We start from the raw sequence: 18,437 nt of genomic DNA, 5'->3' as shown, positions 1-18,437 counted from the left end.
GGGCTTTGAAGGCCGCGTTACGACGCCTGTGCCGGCGCGTCGATACGCTCGATGCCGCCCATGTACGGACGCAGCGCTTCCGGCACCGTGACCGAGCCGTCCGCGTTCTGGTAGTTCTCCAGCACCGCGACGAGCGTACGGCCGACGGCGAGACCCGAACCGTTCAGCGTATGCACGAGCTCCGGCTTGCCTTGCGCGTTGCGGAAACGCGCCTGCATCCGGCGCGCCTGGAACGCTTCGGTATTCGAGCAGCTCGAGATCTCGCGATAGGTGTTCTGCGCAGGCAGCCACACTTCGAGGTCGAACGTCTTCGCGGCCGAGAAGCCCATGTCGCCCGTGCACAGCGTGATCACGCGGTACGGCAGGCCGAGCTTCTGCAGGATCGCTTCCGCATGGCCAACCATCTCGTCGAGCGCGGCGTACGACGTTTCCGGCGCGACGACCTGCACCATCTCGACCTTGTCGAACTGGTGCTGGCGGATCATGCCGCGCGTGTCGCGGCCGTACGAACCGGCTTCCGAGCGGAAGCACGGGGAATGCGCGGTCAGCTTGATCGGCAGTGCGGACGCGTCGACGATCGACTCGCGCACGGTGTTGGTCAGCGAGATTTCCGACGTGGAGATCAGGTATTGCGTGACCTTGTTATCCTCGCCGCCCTTCTCGACGCGGAACATGTCGTCCGCGAACTTCGGCAGCTGGCCCGTGCCGTACAGGATCTCGGGGTTCACGATGTACGGCGTATACGTCTCGGTATAGCCGTGCTGCTGCGTGTGCGTGTCGATCATGAACTGCGCGAGCGCGCGGTGCAGGCGTGCGATCGGGCCGCGCAGCATCGTGAAGCGCGCGCCGGCGAGCTTCGCGCCGGTCTCGAAATCGAGGCCGAGCGGCGTGCCGACGTCGACGTGATCCTTCACCGCGAAATCGAACTGGCGCGGCGTGCCCCAACGGCGCACCTCGACGTTGTCGGCTTCGTCCTTGCCGACCGGCACGCTTTCATGTGCGACGTTCGGCATGCCCAGCATCAGGTCGGACAGGCGCGCCTGGATCTCGCCGAGCTTGGCTTCCCCCGCCTTCATTTCGTCGCCGATCCCGCCGACCTCGGCCATCACGGCCGACGTGTCCTCGCCCTTCCCCTTCATCGCGCCAATCTGCTTCGACAGGCTGTTGCGGCGCGCCTGGAGCTCTTCGGTACGGGTCTGGATCGCGCGGCGTTCCGCTTCGAGCGCGGAGAAGGCGGCGATGTCGAGGGTGTAGCCGCGATCGGCGAGGCGCTGGGCGACGCCGTCGAGGTCTTTGCGCAGCAACTGGATGTCGAGCATGGGAGGACTTGGAGAATCGTTGTGTAAGACGGGAATTCTAACGCACCGCGGGGCCGACACGGCACTGGCCGGACGGACAATGCTGCAAACGGGCGATGACCGTGGCGCGACGGCCATGGCAGTATCGCATTGCCGGTCCGCCCGCCGGCACCCGCGAAATCGCGCGGCATCGACGCGCCGCGGATCGCGAAACACCCGGGCGTGCCCGCCGCAACGCATCGAACGCGGCACGCGCCCCCGTCACAACGACTCAAGGAACCCGATGGCCATCGAACTGGAGAAGGACGTACGCGACCGCGCGATCGCGTCGCTGCAACGCTATTTCACGGAAAACATGGATGAGCCGATCGGCAATATCCAGGCGGGTGCCCTGCTGAACTTCTTCGTCGAGGAAATCGCGCCCGCGATCTACAACCTCGCGATCGCGGATGCGCAGCAGAGCCTGCACGCCCGCGTCACCGAACTCGACATCGAGTGCCATCAGGAGCCGTTCGGCTACTGGAAGAAGCAGCCGGCCCGCAAGCGCTGACGCGTTTGCGGCCGCATCGGCGCAGGCCGCGCCGGACGGTGCCCGGCTCAGTCCTTCTTGCCGGCCTCGCGGTCGAGTTCGCGCAGCCACGCGAGCTTGTCGGCGATCTTCGATTCGAGCCCGCGCGGCACCGGCTTGTACCAGCGCGGCTCGCGCATCCCGTCCGGCAGGTACGTCTCGCCGGCGGCATACGCATTCGGCTCGTCGTGTGCGTAACGGTACGCATGACCGTAGCCGAGTTCCTTCATCAGCTTGGTCGGCGCGTTGCGCAGATGCACGGGCACCTCGCGCGACTTGTCCTGCTTCACGAACGCCATCGCCTGGTTGAACGCGTTGTAGCCCGCGTTGCTCTTCGCCGCGCATGCGAGATAGATCACCGCCTGCCCGAGCGCGAGCTCGCCTTCGGGCGAGCCGAGCCGCTCGTAGGTTTCGGCCGCGTCGTTCGCCACCTGCAGCGCGCGCGGATCGGCGAGGCCGATGTCTTCCCACGCCATCCGCACGATCCGCCGCGCGAGATACTTCGGATCCGCGCCGCCGTCGATCATCCGGCAGAACCAGTACAGTGCGCCGTCCGGGCTCGAACCGCGCACCGACTTGTGCAGCGCCGAGATCTGGTCGTAGAAGTTGTCGCCGCCCTTGTCGAAGCGCCGTGCGTTCAGCGTCATCGCGCTGCTGACGAATTCGGCATCGATCGTCGTGGTGCCGGCCGAGGTGGCCGCCGTCTGCGCCTGCTCGAGCAGGTTCAGGAAGCGCCGCGCATCGCCGTCCGCATAGCCGACCAGCGTATCGACCGCCTTGTCGTCGAACGACAGGCCGTCGAGCGCGATTTCCCGTGCGCGCCTCAGCAACTGGCGCATCTCGTCGTCGTCCAGCGACTTCAGCACGTACACCTGCGCTCGCGACAGCAACGCCGAGTTGACCTCGAAGCTCGGGTTCTCGGTCGTCGCGCCGATGAAGGTCACGAGCCCCGACTCGACGAACGGCAGCAACGCATCCTGCTGCCCCTTGTTGAAGCGGTGGATTTCGTCGACGAACAGGATCGTGTGGCGGCCGGTGCGGTTCAGCGTGTCCTTTGCCTGCTCCATCGACTCGCGGATGTCCTTCACGCCGCCAAGCACCGCGGACAGCGCAATGAACTCGCAGTCGAACGCGAGCGCGGTAAGCCGGGCGAGCGTCGTCTTGCCGACGCCGGGCGGCCCCCACAGGATCATCGAATGCGGCTTGCCCGATTCGAACGCGAGCCGCAGCGGCTTGCCTTCGCCCAGCAAATGCGTCTGGCCGATCACCTCGGCGAGCGTCTTCGGCCGCAGCGCCTCGGCGAGCGGGCGGCGCGGCTCGACTTGAAACAGGTCGGACATGAACCCTGGCTCCACATCAAACAATGGCGGCCGAACCGGCCGCCGGACCCGACATTATGACAGCCGCACGAAAGCACCGCCGCGCCTGGTGCCGGGTGCTCGCGTCCAGCGCCCGGCGCCCAGAAACAACAAGGGCCTGCCGTCGCCGGCAGGCCCTTCGGTGAAACAGCAGCGCGCGGGCGCCGGTCAGCCGGTGATCACGTCGGCGCCCTTCGGCACGACGAACTTGAACGTATCGCCCTTCAGCGCCGGATTCGTCTGGATGTTCGTGAACGTCAGCAGCGTGACGTTGCCGAACACGTCGTGCAGTTCCATCGCGGCGAGCGTGCCGTTCTTGAAGCCGATGCCGATCCGCTGGAACTGCGTGTCCTGCGCCTTCGGCAGCATTTCGAGCCACTCGATGCCGCCCTTTTCGCCGGCATCGCGCAGCGTGTAGTTCTTCTCCAGATCGTTGCTGCCGAACAGGATCGCGGCGGGGCTCGCGCCCAGCGCGCCGTTCAGCTTGCGCTCGGTGACCTGGTTCAGGTCGCGGTCGTACACGTAGAGCTTGTCGCCGTCGGCCTGCAGCACCTGCTGGTACGGCTTCTGGTACGTCCAGATGAACTTGCCCGGACGCGCGAACACGAACGTGCCGCTCGAATTGTCGGTGGGCTTCGGCACGGCCTGCGCGGCGCTCGCACCCTTCGCCGGGGCCTTGACGATCTGCTGCGTGAAGTCGCCCTTCGCCGAACGCACCTGCGACACGAACGCCTTCAGTTGCTCGGTGCCGCCCGCGAACGCGTGCGTCGCCGCGAGCATCAGCGACGCGCCGGCGAGCGCCGCGCCGAGCCAGCGCCGCGTCGAACGAAGGGACATTGCGAACGAATGTTGCTGCATATTGCGGTTTTCTCCCTGGGTGGCCGGCGCTGCGAACGCCGCGGACTCATTCCGCGTCGCGCGCCGGCACAAGAATTTCGCGGTTGCCGCTCGACGACATCGCCGACACGAGCCCCGACTGCTCCATCTGCTCGAGCAGCCGCGCCGCGCGGTTGTAGCCGATCCGCAGGTGGCGCTGCACGAGCGAGATCGATGCGCGGCGGTTCTTGATGACGATCTCGACCGCCTGGTCGTACAGCGGATCAGACTCCTCGCCGCCTTCGCCGGTTCCCGCGCCGGCCGAGCCCTCGTCGCCGTCGGCCGTGCCGCCTTCGAGCAGGCCCTCGACGTAGTTCGGCTCGCCCTGCTCCTTGAGCTTCTCGACGACGCGGTGCACTTCGTCATCCGCGACGAACGCGCCATGCACGCGCACCGGCAGCCCGGTGCCCGGCGCCAGGTACAGCATGTCGCCCATCCCGAGCAGCGATTCGGCGCCCATCTGGTCGAGAATCGTGCGCGAGTCGATCTTCGACGACACCTGGAACGCGATCCGGGTCGGCACGTTCGCCTTGATCAGGCCGGTGATCACGTCGACCGACGGACGCTGCGTCGCGAGGATCAGGTGGATGCCGGCCGCGCGCGCCTTCTGCGCGATCCGTGCAATCAGTTCCTCGACCTTCTTGCCGACGACCATCATCAGGTCGGCCAGCTCGTCGATCACCACGACGATGTTCGGCAGGCGGCCGAGCGGCTCGGGATCTTCCGGCGTCAGGCTGAACGGATTCGGCAGCTTCTCCTCACGCTTCGCGGCTTCGTCGATCTTGTTGTTGTAGCCCGCGAGGTTACGCACGCCGAGCTTGCTCATCAGCTTGTAGCGGCGCTCCATCTCCGCGACCGTCCAGTTCAGCGCATGGCCGGCCTGACGCATGTCGGTGACGACCGGGCACAGCAAGTGCGGAATCCCTTCGTAGACGCTCATTTCGAGCATCTTCGGATCGATCAGGATCAGGCGCACCTGATCGGCGGTCGCTTTATATAGCAGCGACAGGATCATCGCGTTGATCCCGACCGACTTGCCCGAGCCGGTCGTGCCGGCCACCAGCAGGTGCGGCATCTTGGCGAGATCCGCGCACACCGGCTTGCCGCCGATGTCCTTGCCGAGGCTCAGCGTCAGCGCCGACGACGCGGCCGCGTACACCTCGGAGCCGATGATCTCGGACAGGTGGACCGTCTGGCGGCGCTGGTTCGGCAGTTCGAGCGCCATGTAGTTCTTGCCGGGAATCGTCTCGACGACGCGGATCGACACGAGCGACAGCGAGCGCGCGATATCCTTCGCGAGGTTGACGATCTGGCTGCCCTTCACGCCGGTGGCCGGCTCGATCTCGTAGCGCGTGACGACCGGGCCCGGATACGCGGCGACGACGCTCGCCTCGACGCCGAAGTCCTTCAGCTTCTTCTCGATCAGGCGCGACGTGAATTCGAGCGTATCGGCGGAGATCGCCTCCTGCGCCTTCGGCGCGGAGTCGAGCAGCGATACCGGCGGCAACGTCGAATCGCCCGGCAGGTCGGTGAAGAGCGGCACCTGGCGCTCGCGCTCGACGCGCTCGGACTTCGCCGGCGTGACGACCGGCGGCACGATCGTCACGGGCTCGTGATCCTCGATGCGCACGCGCTCCTCCTCGACCTTGCCTTCGCGGCGCACGGCCGCGGCCTCGCCGAGCTTGCGGTCGCGCTCGGCCTCGCGACGCAGCTTCGCGACGTTGACGGCGGACAGAATCGCGCCGCCGACGCGCTCGGCGACCGACAGCCACGAGAAGCGGAAATACAGCGACAGGCCGATCGCGAGCGCGATCAGCAGCAGCAGCGTGCCACCCGTGAAGCCGAACGCGTGCGACATCGCGCCCGCGACGGCCTCGCCGACGACACCGCCCGGCGCACGCGGCAACTGCACCTTCAGCGACCACATGCGCAGCGCCTCGATGCCGTCGCACGCCAGCACGACGAGCACGAACGCGAGGATTTCGGTGAGCCAGCCGATCGGCCGCTCGGGTTCGTCCGAGACCGCCTCGTGGCGCGTGATGCGGCGGTAGTTGACGGCGATGCGCCGCGCGAGCGGCACGATCAGCCAGTAGGCCGACAGGCCGAACAGCAGCAGGATGATGTCGGCCGTCCACGCGCCGACGCGGCCGGCCCAGTTCGTGATGTGGTCCACCTGGGCGGCGTGCGTCCAGCTCGGATCGCGCCGGCTGTAGCTCAGCAGGGCCATCACCAGAAATGCGCAGAGCGCGACCTGGAGAATCCAGCGGATCTCCGTGAGGAGCTTCGACATCCGGTGCGGCAACGCCTGTGCCTGGGCGGAATAAGGAGCTTTTGCCATGAATCCGTATTTAGAGGACGAGCCATGCGCCCGCCTGTCGTTCGATCCCGCTTATTGTAAACGCTGCACCGGGCCGCCAAGTGTAAATGACGGTTACATAACGGGGCCGGGGTACGGACGGCCCGTCGGACGCGCGCCGCAGCGCCCTTTCACCCCGGCCGTCCGGCTCCGTCGGGCACCGCTGTCACGCTCCCCGCCCCGGCGCCAGGCCCCGCCGCCCCCGTGCGGCAGCGCGCCGCCGCGCGCCTCGCCCACCCGCGTGCGCGTCCGTTGCGCCGCCCGACACTATCGCGACGATTGAAACTCTCGTTCGGCAACGCGGCAACGGGGCCTTTATAATGCGCGTCTGATACCCATCTATGACGGCATCCCGGTCAACCCGGATCGTACGGCGAGCCCTACCCCGCCCGCCGCGGCCGCCTTTTACGGATTCGCACATGTCCACGCCCAAACACGCCAAAGTCCTGATTCTCGGTTCCGGCCCTGCCGGCTACACGGCTGCCGTCTACGCGGCACGCGCCAACCTGTCCCCGGTGCTGATCACCGGCATCGCGCAGGGCGGCCAGCTGATGACCACGACCGACGTCGAAAACTGGCCGGCAGACGCGAAAGGCGTGCAGGGTCCGGAGCTGATGGCGCGCTTCCAGGAGCACGCGGAACGCTTCAACACCGAAATCGTGTTCGACCACATCCACACCGCGAAGCTGCACGAGCAGCCGATCCGCCTGATCGGCGACTCGGGCGAATACACGTGCGACTCGCTGATCATCGCGACCGGCGCGTCCGCGCAGTATCTCGGTCTGCCGTCCGAAGAAGCGTTCATGGGCAAGGGCGTGTCGGCCTGCGCGACCTGCGACGGCTTCTTCTATCGCAACCAGGAAGTCGCGGTGATCGGCGGCGGCAACACGGCCGTCGAGGAAGCGCTCTACCTGACCGGCATCGCGAAGAAGGTCACGGTGATCCATCGCCGCGACAAGTTCCGCGCGGAGCCGATCCTGATCGACCGCCTGCTGGAGAAGGAAAAGGAAGGCGCGGTCGTGATCAAGTGGGATCACGTGCTCGACGAAGTGACCGGCGAGGATTCGGGCGTCACCGGCCTGCGCATCAAGAACGTGAAGACCGGCTCGACGGAAGATCTCGCCGTGCAGGGCGTGTTCGTCGCGATCGGCCACAAGCCGAACACCGACCTGTTCCAGGGTCAGCTCGAGATGAAGGACGGCTACATCCTGACGAAGAGCGGCCTGCACGGCAACGCGACGTCGACGAGCGTGCCGGGCGTGTTTGCCGCGGGCGACGTGCAGGACAACGTGTACCGCCAGGCGATCACCAGCGCCGGCACGGGCTGCATGGCCGCGCTCGACGCGCAGCGCTACCTCGAAAGCCTGCACGACAAGAAGTAAGCCGCGAGACCTGTCGCGCCGGGCGCTACAATGGCGTCCGCTGCCGCGAAGCGGGTCTGGCCGGACAAGCCGCTGCCGCCGTGCAGCGGCTTTTTTTTGCCCGCGCGCCCGAACGCGCCTGCCCTGCGTACCGAATCATGGCGAAGAACCAGCCCCATCCGAGCGATCCCGCAAAGCGCCAGATCGCCGCCCGTCCCGCGAACCCCGCGCCCGTCGCGCCGGCGCCCGCGCCCGATCCCGCCGCGTTGCGCGGCCAGGGGCTCGCGGGCCTCGGCGCGCTGCGCAAGTCGCTGCAAGGCGAAGCCGATCGCCGCGACCGCGAGCGCATCGAAACGGCCAAGGCCGAGCGCAAGGCGGAAGCCGACGCGAACCTGTTCCGCAACGAGATCGGCGCGATCCGCCCGCTGAACGCGCCGCCGCGCGCGGCGGCCGGCCGCACGCCGCCCGACCCGGTGCCGAAGCAGACGCAGCGCGACGAGGAAGCCGTGCTGAACGCGACGCTGTCCGACGAATTCGATCCCGAGACGCTGCTCGACAGCGACGACTCGCTGTACTACCACCGCCCCGGCATCAGCCGCGACGTCGTGCGCAAGCTGCGCAGCGGCGCATGGATCGTGCAGGCGCAGATCGACCTGCACGGGATGCGGCGCGACGAGGCGCGCGACGCGCTCGCCGAGTTCATCCGCGAAGCCGGCAAGAAGGGGCTGCGCTGCCTGCGCGTGATCCACGGCAAGGGGCTCGGCTCGATCGGCAAGGAACCGGTGCTGAAAGGCAAGGTGCGCGCGTGGCTCGTGCAGAAGGAAGAAGTGATCGCGTTCTGCGAGGCGCGCGGCCACGACGGCGGCGCGGGCGCGGTGCTGGTGCTGCTGCAGCCGTTCGCGGCGCCGGGCGACCGGGGGCCGCGTGCCGCATCCTAGGCTGACGCTCGCGATCGCGGTACTGGAGGCGATCGCCACGCTGGCCTTTGCGATCTCGGGCTTCATCGAGGCACGCAAGAACCGCCTCGACTCGGTCGGCACGTTCGTGGTGGCGCTCGCCACCGCGTTCGGCGGCGGCACGCTGCGCGACATCCTGCTCGAGCGCCGGCCGTTCTACTGGGTCGTGCATGACGACTACGTGATCGTGATCTTCGTGCTCGCGCTGTTCGCGCCGTTCGTGCTGCGGATGCTGTCGCGAATATCGGCCGAGCGGCTGCTGCTCGTCGCCGATGCGATCGGGCTCGGGATCTTCAGCATCTCGGGCACGGCGATCGCGCTCGATGCCGAGATGCCGCGCTTCATCGCGGTGATGATGGGCGTGATCACGGGCGTGGTCGGCGGGATCATCCGCGACGTGCTGTGCAACGACATCCCGCTGATCCTGCGCGATTCGCGGCCCTACGCGACCTGCGCGTTCGTCGGCTGCTGGTTCTACCTGCTGCTCGTATGGCTGCAGTTCGATTCCGTCTACAGCGTGCTGCTCGCGACCGGCTTCATCCTCGTCGCGCGGCTCGCGACGTTCAAGTTCGACGTAAGGCTGCCGCACTGAGCGCCGCCGCGGCATCATCCGCCACGCCAAAAAACCAAAGGGCCGTCCGAAGACGGCCCTTTTTTCTTCGTTCAGCGCTCGCGCGACCTTACGCGATCCGCTCCTCCGACGCCGGATCGAACAGCACCGCCTTCGACACGTCGAACAGCAGCGACAGCGTCTGGTCGGGCTGCGGGTTCGCGGCCGGATGCACGCGGCTCACGATGCGCTTGCCGTTTACCTGCGCGAACACGTGCGTGTCCGGCCCGGTCGGCTCGGTCACGTCGACGCGCACGTCGAACGGTTGCAGATGCGACGCGTCGCCGTTGTGCGCATGGCGCACGTCGGTGATGCGCTCCGGGCGCAGGCCGAGGATCACCTCGCGGCCGACGTGCGACTTCAGCTTCGCCGCATCGAACGGCAGGTTCAGCACGCCGCGCTTCACGCCCGTGTCGACTTCAAGCGCGATCCCGCTGCCCTGCTCGACCAACTTGCCGTTGATGAAGTTCATCGGCGGCGCGCCGATGAAGCCCGCGACGAACAGGTTCGACGGCGAATCGTAGATCTCCTGCGGCGCGCCGAACTGCTGGACCACGCCGTCCTTCATCACCGCGATCCGGTCGCCGAGCGTCATCGCCTCGATCTGGTCGTGTGTCACGTAGACGATCGTCGTGCCGAGGCGCTGGTGCAGCAGCTTGATTTCCGCGCGCATCTCGATGCGCAGCTTCGCGTCGAGGTTCGACAGCGGCTCGTCGAACAGGAACAGCGACGGATCGCGCGCGAGCGCACGACCCATCGCGACCCGCTGGCGCTGGCCGCCCGACAGCTGGCCCGGCTTGCGGTCGAGCAGGTGCTGGATCTGCAGCATCTGCGACACGCGCTCGACGATCTGCTGCTGTTCGCTCTTCGGCACCTTGCGGATGTTCAGGCCGAACGAGATGTTCTCGCGCACCGTCATCGACGGATACAGCGCGTACGACTGGAACACCATCGCGATGTCGCGATCCTTCGGCGACAGGTCGTTGACGACCTTGCCGTCGATGCAGATCTCGCCGCTCGTCACGGTCTCGAGCCCGGCGATCATGTTGAGCAGCGTCGACTTCCCGCAGCCCGACCCGCCGACCAGGATCAGGAACTGTCCGTCCTCGATCTCGATGTCGACACCCTTCAGGACCGGCACCCCGTTCGGGTAGGTCTTGTACACGTCACGGATGGAAAGGCTTGCCATGCTGTGAATCCTCTGTCTCGTCTCGCGCGGCACACTCCGGCGCCGCGTCGGGTTCGTTTCGATGCGCCGCGCGCAAGGCGCGGCCGGTTCGTCGTATCGGATGAAGCCGCGCTTACCCCTTCACCGCGCCCGCCGTCAGGCCGCGCACGAAGTAGCGGCCGGCGACGATGTAGACGAGCAGCGTCGGCAGCGCGGCGATGATCGCGCCGGCCATGTCGACGTTGTATTCCTTCACGCCCGTCGACGTGTTGACGAGGTTGTTCAGCGCAACCGTGATCGGCATCGAATCGACGCCGGAGAACACGATCCCGAACAGGAAGTCGTTCCAGATCTGCGTGAATTGCCAGATCAGGCACACCATGAAGATCGGCAGCGACACCGGCAGCAGGATCTTCGTGAAGATCGTGAAGAAGCCCGCGCCGTCGATGCGCGCGGCCTTCACGAGCTCGGCCGGCACGCTCACGTAGAAGTTGCGGAAGAACATCGTCGTGAACGCGATGCCGTACACGACGTGCACGAACACGAGGCCCGGAATCGTGTTGGCGAGGCCGAGCATCCCCTGCAGGCGCGCCATCGGCAGCAGGATCACCTGGAACGGGATGAAGCAGCCGACCAGCATCATCGTGAACAGCGCGTCAGCGCCGCGAAAGCGCCAGTGCGTGAGCACGTAGCCGTTGAACGCGCCGATCAGCGACGAGATCAGCACGGCCGGGATCACCATCTGCAGCGAGTTCAGGAAGAACGGCTTCATGCCGTCGCAGCGCACGCCGGTGCACGCGCCGCTCCAGGCCTTCACCCACGGGTCGACGGTCCACGTGGTGGGCGGCGTCAGCAGGTTGCCGGTGCGCAGCTGGTCGAGATCCTTGAACGACGTCGACAGCATCACGTAGATCGGGAACAGGAAATACAGCGCGAACAGGATCAGTGCCGCATAGATCACTGCCCGGCTGATCGTCATCTTAGGCTGCATTGCGGGTGCTCCTCGATTCCATATACATCAGCGGCACCAGCACCGCGACCACGGTCGCGAGCATCATCACCGAGGACGCCGCGCCGAGCCCGAGCTGGCCGCGGTTGAACGAAAACGTGTACATGAACATGGCCGGCAGCGACGACGACGTGCCCGGGCCGCCCGCCGTCAGCGCGACGACGAGGTCGAAGGTCTTGATCGTGATGTGGCAGAGGATCAGCAGCACCGAGAAGAACACCGGGCGCATGCTCGGGATCACGATCTTGCGGTAGATGGTCGGCAGCGTCGCGCCATCGACCTGCGCGGCCTTGAAGATCTCCGCGTCGACCCCGCGCAGCCCCGCGAGGAACAGCGCCATCACGAAGCCGGTCGACTGCCACACGGCCGCGATCACCACGCAGAAGATCGCCTTGTCCGGATCGTCGAGCCAGCCGAACGAGAAGCTCGTCCAGCCCCAGTCGTGCATCACCTTCTCGAGGCCGAGGCCCGGGTTCAGGATCCACTGCCACGCGGTGCCGGTGACGATGAACGACAGCGCCATCGGGTACAGGAAGACCGCGCGCAGCGCGCCTTCGTTGCGGATCCGCTGGTCGAGCAGGATCGCGAGGAACAGCCCGAGCGCGACGCAGATCACGATGAACGGAATCCCGAACCAGCCGAGGTTCGCGGCGGAGGTCCACCACACGTCGTTCTGGAACAGGTCCGAGTAACGGCCGAAGCCGTCGAATTCGTAGTTCGGCAACAGCCGCGAACGGGTCAGCGACAGATAGCCGGTAATCAGGATGAAGCCGTAGATGAACACCACGGCGATCGCGACGCTCGGCGCAAGCACGAGCTTCGGGATCCAGCGATCGGCGAAGGCCGACATCGGCGACGTACGCCGTGCGGCGGCAGCGCCGGATCCGTTTCCGCTAAGAGGGGCAGCCACTTGATTCGACTCCTGGAACGAGGGCGACGCAGGCCGGGCCGGCGCCGGGTACGGCACGGGCTTCGCGGGCGAGCCCGTTTGCTGCACATGCAAAAACGCCCGGCCGATGAAGCGTTTCCGGCCGGGCGCCTGTCGCGCGTTACTTGACCTTCGCGGCCTTCGCGAGCGCGGCGACCGCGCTCTTCGAATCCTGCTGCGAGTTCATGAACTTCGTCACGACGTCCGTGATCGCGCCGGCGGTCGCGTCGCTCTGCGCCATCCCGTGCGCGAGCGACGGGACGAAGCCGCCCGACTTGATCGCGGTCTGCTCGTCGGCATACGACTTCTTCGCGCAGTCGTCGAACTTGTCCATCTTCACGCCGAGGCGGACCGGCACCGAACCCTTCAGCAGGCTGAACTGCTCCTGGAAGTCCGGCGTCATGATCGTCTTCGCGAGCGCGAGCTGGCCCGGCGTCGCGTTCTTCTCGCCCTTCTGCTGGAAGAACACGAACGAATCGACGTTGAACGTATAGGCATTCGCCGTGCCCGGCACTGCCGCGCAGATGTAGTCCTTGCCCGCCTTCTTGCCGGCGTTCTCGAACTCGCCCTTCGCCCAGTCGCCCATGAACTGCATGCCGGCCTTGCCGTTGATCACCATCGCGGTCGCGAGGTTCCAGTCGCGGCCGTTGCGGCCGGTATCAAAGTAGCCCTGGATCTTGCGCACCGTATCGAACACGGACAGCATCTGCGGCGAAGTCAGCGTCGCCTGGTCGAGGTCGACCAGCGCCTTCTTGTAGAACGCCGGGCCCTGCGACAGCACGACGTCTTCCCACAGCGTCAGGTCCTGCCACGGCTGGCCGCCCATCGCGACCGGCTGGATGCCCGCGGCCTTCAGCTTGTCGGCCACCGCGAAGAATTCAGGCCAGGTGGTCGGCACCTTCGCGCCGACCTTGTCGAGCGCGGCCTTGTTGATGTACAGCCAGTTCACGCGGTGCACCGAGAACGGCGCCGCGACGGTGTGGCCCTTGTACTTGATGATCTTGTCGATTTCCGGCGGCAGGTTCTGCTTCCAGTCGCCGGCAGCGGAATCGATGTTGACGAGTACGCCCTGGTCGGCCCAGTCCTGGATCAGCGGGCCCTTGATCTGCGCGGCCGACGGTGCGTCGCCGCTGATCACCTTGGTCTTCAGCGCGGTCATGGCCGCGGCGCCGGCGCCGCCCGCGACCGCAAAATCCTTCCACACGTAGCCCTGCTTCTGCACGTCGTCCTTCAGCACGCCGACGGCCTTCGACTCGCCACCCGAGGTCCACCAGTGCAGCACCGTCACATTCTCGGCTGCCTGCGCCGCCACGGCGCCGGCCATCAGACCTGCAGCGCAGAGCGCACCCATGATCGAGCGAACTTTCATTACTTATCTCCTCCAGACTGAATCAACTCGTGAGGTTCCCCGACGGGGAACCGGCTTCTTGATAACGACGGGGAAATCGAGCCGCGGGACGCATGCAGCGTACGGGGCCGATGACCGGCCGGGCTCTTACAGAAAGCGTGAATCGAGATTCAACGGCGTGTCTCCTCTTTGTGTTTCTGGCCCGCCGCGATGATGCGGCGCGAGCCCGGGGCCGACGCCGCGCTGACGATGCGCGCCGTCAATGTCCGATAACATTCGGCACATGGCGTTCCCTAAGGCGAAGCTCGCGCGGTTCATCGACCGCACTTCTTTTTTTCTTCACCCAGGTGCTACCCCTTGCGGCGGATTGTAGTTAAACTACAATTCAGTGTCAAAAATATTTTTATCGCACTACGGATCGCTTCCGAGCACCCCCAACACGGCGGAGACACATGCATACCGATTCCAGCTTTACCTTCGTACTTTTCGGCGGCACCGGCGATCTGTCGATGCGCAAGATCCTGCCAGCGCTGTTCGAGGCGCACCGTGCGAACATGCTGGCGGAGAGCGGCCGGATCGTCGCCGTGGCGCGTCATGAATCGGATCGGGCGTCCTATCTCGAATGGGTCGACACGCACGTGAAGCCGCACGCGGCCAAGGCCGCCGGCAACGCGTTCGACGAAGCTGCGTGGAAGTCCTTCCTCGATCGCATCGAGTACGTGCATCTCGATCTCGGCCGCGCGGAAGACTACGTCGTGCTGCGCGACGCGGTGGCATCGCTGCCCGGCATCCGCGTGTTCTATCTCGCGACGGGCCCGTCGCTGTTCGTGCCGATCTGCAAGGCGCTCGCGTCGGTCGGCCTGAGCGAAGGCTCGCGCATCGTGCTCGAGAAGCCGCTCGGCTACGACCTGAAGTCGTCGAACGCGATCAACGACGCGGTCGGCGAAATCTTCGCGGAAGACCAGATCTACCGGATCGACCACTACCTCGGTAAAGAACCCGTGCAGAACCTGCTCGCGCTGCGCTTCGGCAATGCGCTGTTCGAGCCGCTGTGGCGCCGCGAATGGGTCGAGAGCATCCAGATCACGATCGCCGAGGAGCTCGGCGTCGAGGCACGCGGCGATTTCTACGACAATACGGGCGCGCTGCGCGACATGGTGCAGAACCACCTGCTGCAGTTGCTGTCGATCGTCGCGATGGAGCCGCCGCATTCGATGGATTCGGATTCGGTGCGCGACGAAAAGCTGCGCGTGCTGCGCGCGCTGAAGCCCGTCGATCCGCGCGACATCGGCAAGGTGGCCGTGCGCGGCCAGTATCATGCGGGCGTGATCAAGGGCGCGCAGGTGCCGGCCTACGCGACCGAACCGGGCGTGAAGCCCGACAGCCAGACCGAAACCTTCGTCGCATTGAAGGTCGAGATCGAGAACTGGCGCTGGGCCGGCGTGCCGTTCTTCCTGCGCACCGGCAAGCGGCTGGCCGATCGCGTCGCGGAGATCGTCGTCAATTTCCGCCCGGTGCCGCATTCGGCGCTCGGGCCGACCGCGCTGCGTCCCGGTTCGAACCGCCTCGTGATCCGGCTGCAGCCGAACGAGACGATCCGCCTGTACTGCCTCGCGAAGCAGCCCGGCGAAGGGATGAACCTCGCGAGCGTGCACCTCGACCTCGCGTTCGACCAGTTCTTCAAGGAAGGGCAGATGGAGGCGTACCAGCGCCTGCTGCTCGACGTGATCAACGGCCGTCTCGCCCTCTTCGTGCGACGCGACGAACAGGAAGCCGCATGGCGCTGGGTCGAGCCTATCCTGAACGAATGGGCACGCACGCTGAAGCCGCCCAAGCCGTATGCGGCGGGCACGTGGGGGCCGGCCGCGGCGAGCGCGATGCTCGCGCAGCACGACACCTGCTGGCTCGAAGAAGAGAACTGATGCAAACCGTTGCCGCGCACGCCACCGTACGCGGCAACGTGCCCCACGATTCGTACGATTTGAACAGACAAAGCAGTCCGGAGGAGATGTGATCGAGATTCACGCTTTCGACACCCAGGAAGCGCAAAGCGAAGCGCTCGCGCGCGCCGTCGGCGATGCGCTGCGCGCCGCGCTCGCCGGCCCCGCGCGCCCGACGCTCGCGGTGTCCGGCGGCACGAGCCCGCGCCCGTTCCTGCAAACGCTGTCGCACGCGACGCTCGACTGGGCCGGCGTGGACGTGACGCTGGTCGACGACCGCTGGGTGCCGGAGGACGACGCAGCCAGCAACGCGCAGCTCGTGCGCGACACGCTGCTGCAGCACGCCGCCGCCCCTGCCCGCTTCCTGCCGCTCGTCGACACGCGCGCCGCGCTCGACGCTCACGTCGCCGCGCTGAACGCGAACGCCGACTACCGCGTGCCGAGCGTCGCGGTGCTCGGCATGGGCGAGGACGGCCATACCGCGTCGATCTTCGCCGATGCGCCCGAATGGGAGCACGCGATCACGACGCCCGAGCGTTTCGTCGCCGTCCATCCCGGCGCCGCGCCGCATGCGCGCGTGAGCTTCTCGCTCGATGCGCTCAAGCGCGTCGACCGGCTGTTCCTGCTGATCGCGGGCGAACGCAAACGCGCGGTGCTCGACGCCGCGGCCGCGTCGCTGCAGAAGAACGCGATTTCCCAACTGGCCAACGACAAGGGGACCCAGCTCGATGTCTACTGGTGCGCAAAGTAAGGCGGTCGTCGCGGGTCAGCATGCCGACGGCCCACGCCTGCTCGCGGACGTCGGCGGCACCAACGCGCGCTTCGCGCTGGAAACCGGCCCGGGCGAGATCACGCAGATTCGCGTCTATCCCGGCGCCGACTATCCGACGATCACCGACGCGATCCGCAAGTATCTGAAGGACGTGAAGATCAGCCGCGTGAACCACGCGGCGATCGCGATCGCGAACCCGGTCGACGGCGACCAGGTCACGATGACCAACCACGACTGGAGCTTCTCGATCGAGGCGACGCGCCGCGCGCTCGGCTTCGACACGCTGCTCGTCGTCAACGATTTCACCGCGCTCGCGATGGCGCTGCCGGGGCTGACCGACGCGCAGCGCGTGCAGGTCGGCGGCGGCGCGCGCCGCCAGAACAGCGTGATCGGGCTGCTCGGGCCCGGCACCGGGCTCGGCGTGTCGGGGCTGATTCCGGCCGACGACCGCTGGATCGCGCTCGGCAGCGAAGGCGGCCATGCATCGTTCGCGCCGCAGGACGAGCGCGAGGACCTGGTGCTGCAGTACGCGCGCAAGAAGTTTCCGCATGTGTCGTTCGAACGCGTGTGCGCGGGCCCCGGCATGGAGATCATCTATCGCGCGCTCGCCGCGCGCGACAAGAAGCGCGTGGCCGCGACCGTCGACACGGTCGAGATCGTCGAGCGCGCGCATGCGGGCGACGCACTCGCGCTCGAGACGGTCGAATGCTTCTGCGGGATTCTCGGCGCGTTCGCGGGCAGCGTCGCGCTGACGCTCGGTGCGCTCGGCGGCGTGTACATCGGCGGCGGGGTCGCGCTGAAGCTCGGCGAACTGTTCACGCGCTCGTCGTTCCGCGCGCGCTTCGAGGCGAAGGGCCGCTTCACGCACTACCTCGAGAACATCCCGACCTACCTGATCACCGCCGAATACCCGGCGTTCCTCGGCGTATCGGCGATCCTCGCGGAGCAACTGTCGAACCGCTCGGGCGGCGCGTCGTCGGCCGTGTTCGAACGGATCCGCCAGATGCGCGACGCGCTGACGCCGGCCGAGCGCCGCGTCGCCGATCTCGCGCTGAACCATCCGCGCTCGATCATCAACGATCCGATCGTCGACATCGCGCGCAAGGCCGACGTGAGCCAGCCGACCGTGATCCGCTTCTGCCGCTCGCTCGGCTGCCAGGGGCTGTCCGACTTCAAGCTGAAGCTCGCCACCGGCCTCACCGGCACGATCCCGATGAGCCACAGCCAGGTGCATCTCGGCGACACGGCCACCGACTTCGGCGCGAAGGTGCTCGACAACACGGTGTCCGCGATCCTGCAGTTGCGCGAGCACCTGAATTTCGAGCATGTCGAGAACGCGATCGAGATCCTGAACGGCGCGCGGCGCATCGAGTTCTACGGGCTCGGCAACTCGAACATCGTCGCGCAGGACGCGCATTACAAGTTCTTCCGCTTCGGGATCCCGACGATCGCGTACGGCGACCTGTACATGCAGGCCGCATCGGCCGCGCTGCTCGGCAAGGGCGACGTGATCGTCGCGGTGTCGAAGTCGGGACGCGCGCCCGAGCTGCTGCGCGTGCTCGACGTCGCGATGCAGGCCGGCGCGAAGGTGATCGCGATCACGTCGAGCAACACGCCGCTCGCGAAGCGCGCGACCGTCGCGCTCGAAACCGACCACATCGAGATGCGCGAGTCGCAGCTGTCGATGATCTCGCGGATCCTGCATCTGCTGATGATCGACATCCTCGCGGTCGGCGTCGCGATCCGCCGTGCGTCGACGAACGGCGAACTGCCCGAGGCCGTCGCGCAGGCGCGGGCACGCGCGAGCGACGACGAAACGGCCGACGTGCTCGACTGGCTGAGCCACGGTGCGTCGCCGGCGGCGAAGGACGTCGCACGGGATTGACGCG

General features: G+C 66.9%; 15 protein-coding genes. 7 read left to right on the top strand and 8 right to left on the bottom strand.

Features of this window, described 5'->3' with window-relative positions; all coding sequences use genetic code 11:
* Nucleotides 1-17: 17 nt before the first annotated feature.
* The gene (gene serS, locus CFB47_RS04915; protein ID WP_089460557.1) at nucleotides 18-1,319 is read right to left on the bottom strand and encodes a serine--tRNA ligase; all 1,302 of its coding nucleotides are present in this window, start codon (nucleotides 1,317-1,319) and stop codon (nucleotides 18-20) included.
* A 262-nt stretch (nucleotides 1,320-1,581) separates the two neighbouring features.
* On the opposite strand from serS, the gene CFB47_RS04910 reads away from it, so the two are divergent.
* Entirely contained in the window at nucleotides 1,582-1,848 is a 267-nt protein-coding gene (locus CFB47_RS04910; RefSeq protein ID WP_089455768.1) for a DUF2164 domain-containing protein, read from the top strand.
* Between the two features lie 47 nt (nucleotides 1,849-1,895).
* Here the strand turns inward: CFB47_RS04910 and CFB47_RS04905 are convergent, their stop codons facing one another.
* From CFB47_RS04905 to CFB47_RS04895, 3 genes are all read right to left on the bottom strand, one after another.
* Nucleotides 1,896-3,206: a replication-associated recombination protein A gene (locus CFB47_RS04905; RefSeq protein WP_089460556.1), complete on the bottom strand. Its 1,311-nt coding sequence runs from the start codon at nucleotides 3,204-3,206 to the stop codon at nucleotides 1,896-1,898.
* Between the two features lie 186 nt (nucleotides 3,207-3,392).
* Nucleotides 3,393-4,082 carry an outer membrane lipoprotein chaperone LolA gene (gene lolA, locus CFB47_RS04900; protein WP_089439443.1) on the bottom strand — a complete coding sequence of 230 codons (690 nt, stop codon included), beginning with the start codon at nucleotides 4,080-4,082 and terminating at the stop codon, nucleotides 3,393-3,395.
* A gap of 46 nt (nucleotides 4,083-4,128) precedes the next feature.
* Nucleotides 4,129-6,438 (bottom strand): DNA translocase FtsK, encoded by a 2,310-nt coding sequence (locus CFB47_RS04895; RefSeq protein ID WP_089460555.1) that lies wholly within the window; start codon nucleotides 6,436-6,438, stop codon nucleotides 4,129-4,131.
* 437 nt (nucleotides 6,439-6,875) lie between these two features.
* On the opposite strand from CFB47_RS04895, the gene trxB reads away from it, so the two are divergent.
* The 3 genes from trxB to CFB47_RS04880 all read left to right on the top strand — a co-directional run bounded on the left by trxB (nucleotide 6,876) and on the right by CFB47_RS04880 (nucleotide 9,365).
* Nucleotides 6,876-7,838, top strand: a complete 963-nt coding sequence (gene trxB, locus CFB47_RS04890; protein WP_089439441.1) for a thioredoxin-disulfide reductase — start codon at nucleotides 6,876-6,878, stop codon at nucleotides 7,836-7,838.
* Between the two features lie 137 nt (nucleotides 7,839-7,975).
* Complete coding sequence (locus CFB47_RS04885; protein ID WP_089439440.1) at nucleotides 7,976-8,755, top strand: Smr/MutS family protein; 780 nt, start codon at nucleotides 7,976-7,978, stop codon at nucleotides 8,753-8,755.
* Nucleotides 8,742-9,365 (top strand): trimeric intracellular cation channel family protein, encoded by a 624-nt coding sequence (locus CFB47_RS04880; protein WP_089439439.1) that lies wholly within the window; start codon nucleotides 8,742-8,744, stop codon nucleotides 9,363-9,365. Before CFB47_RS04885 ends, CFB47_RS04880 begins: the two co-directional genes overlap by 14 nt.
* Before the next feature lie 88 nt (nucleotides 9,366-9,453).
* Here CFB47_RS04880 and CFB47_RS04875 read toward each other — a convergent pair whose 3' ends face one another.
* The 4 genes from CFB47_RS04875 to CFB47_RS04860 form a co-directional block, all read right to left on the bottom strand.
* Complete coding sequence (locus CFB47_RS04875; RefSeq protein ID WP_089439438.1) at nucleotides 9,454-10,572, bottom strand: ABC transporter ATP-binding protein; 1,119 nt, start codon at nucleotides 10,570-10,572, stop codon at nucleotides 9,454-9,456.
* A 112-nt stretch (nucleotides 10,573-10,684) separates the two neighbouring features.
* Nucleotides 10,685-11,542, bottom strand: a complete 858-nt coding sequence (locus CFB47_RS04870) for a carbohydrate ABC transporter permease (RefSeq protein WP_011544828.1) — start codon at nucleotides 11,540-11,542, stop codon at nucleotides 10,685-10,687.
* Nucleotides 11,532-12,470: a carbohydrate ABC transporter permease gene (locus CFB47_RS04865; protein WP_089439437.1), complete on the bottom strand. Its 939-nt coding sequence runs from the start codon at nucleotides 12,468-12,470 to the stop codon at nucleotides 11,532-11,534. The genes CFB47_RS04870 and CFB47_RS04865 overlap by 11 nt, the downstream gene beginning before the upstream one ends.
* A 139-nt stretch (nucleotides 12,471-12,609) precedes the next feature.
* Entirely contained in the window at nucleotides 12,610-13,857 is a 1,248-nt protein-coding gene (locus CFB47_RS04860; protein ID WP_059485260.1) for an ABC transporter substrate-binding protein, read from the bottom strand.
* A 431-nt stretch (nucleotides 13,858-14,288) separates the two neighbouring features.
* Here CFB47_RS04860 and zwf point away from each other — a divergent pair, with 431 nt between their 5' ends.
* From zwf to CFB47_RS04845, 3 genes are all read left to right on the top strand, one after another.
* The gene (gene zwf / locus CFB47_RS04855; protein ID WP_089439436.1) at nucleotides 14,289-15,758 is read left to right on the top strand and encodes a glucose-6-phosphate dehydrogenase; all 1,470 of its coding nucleotides are present in this window, start codon (nucleotides 14,289-14,291) and stop codon (nucleotides 15,756-15,758) included.
* A gap of 88 nt (nucleotides 15,759-15,846) precedes the next feature.
* Entirely contained in the window at nucleotides 15,847-16,527 is a 681-nt protein-coding gene (pgl, locus tag CFB47_RS04850; protein ID WP_089460554.1) for a 6-phosphogluconolactonase, read from the top strand.
* Nucleotides 16,505-18,433 carry a bifunctional transcriptional regulator/glucokinase gene (locus tag CFB47_RS04845; protein WP_089439434.1) on the top strand — a complete coding sequence of 643 codons (1,929 nt, stop codon included), beginning with the start codon at nucleotides 16,505-16,507 and terminating at the stop codon, nucleotides 18,431-18,433. The genes pgl and CFB47_RS04845 overlap by 23 nt, the downstream gene beginning before the upstream one ends.
* The last annotated feature ends 4 nt before the right edge of the window (nucleotides 18,434-18,437 follow it).

This window comes from Burkholderia sp. AU27893 (assembly GCF_002223205.1).
Taxonomy (GTDB): Bacteria; Pseudomonadota; Gammaproteobacteria; order Burkholderiales; family Burkholderiaceae; genus Burkholderia.
The sequence above is the reverse complement of the archived record's forward strand: the minus strand, read 5'-3'. Positions and strand labels throughout refer to the sequence as shown.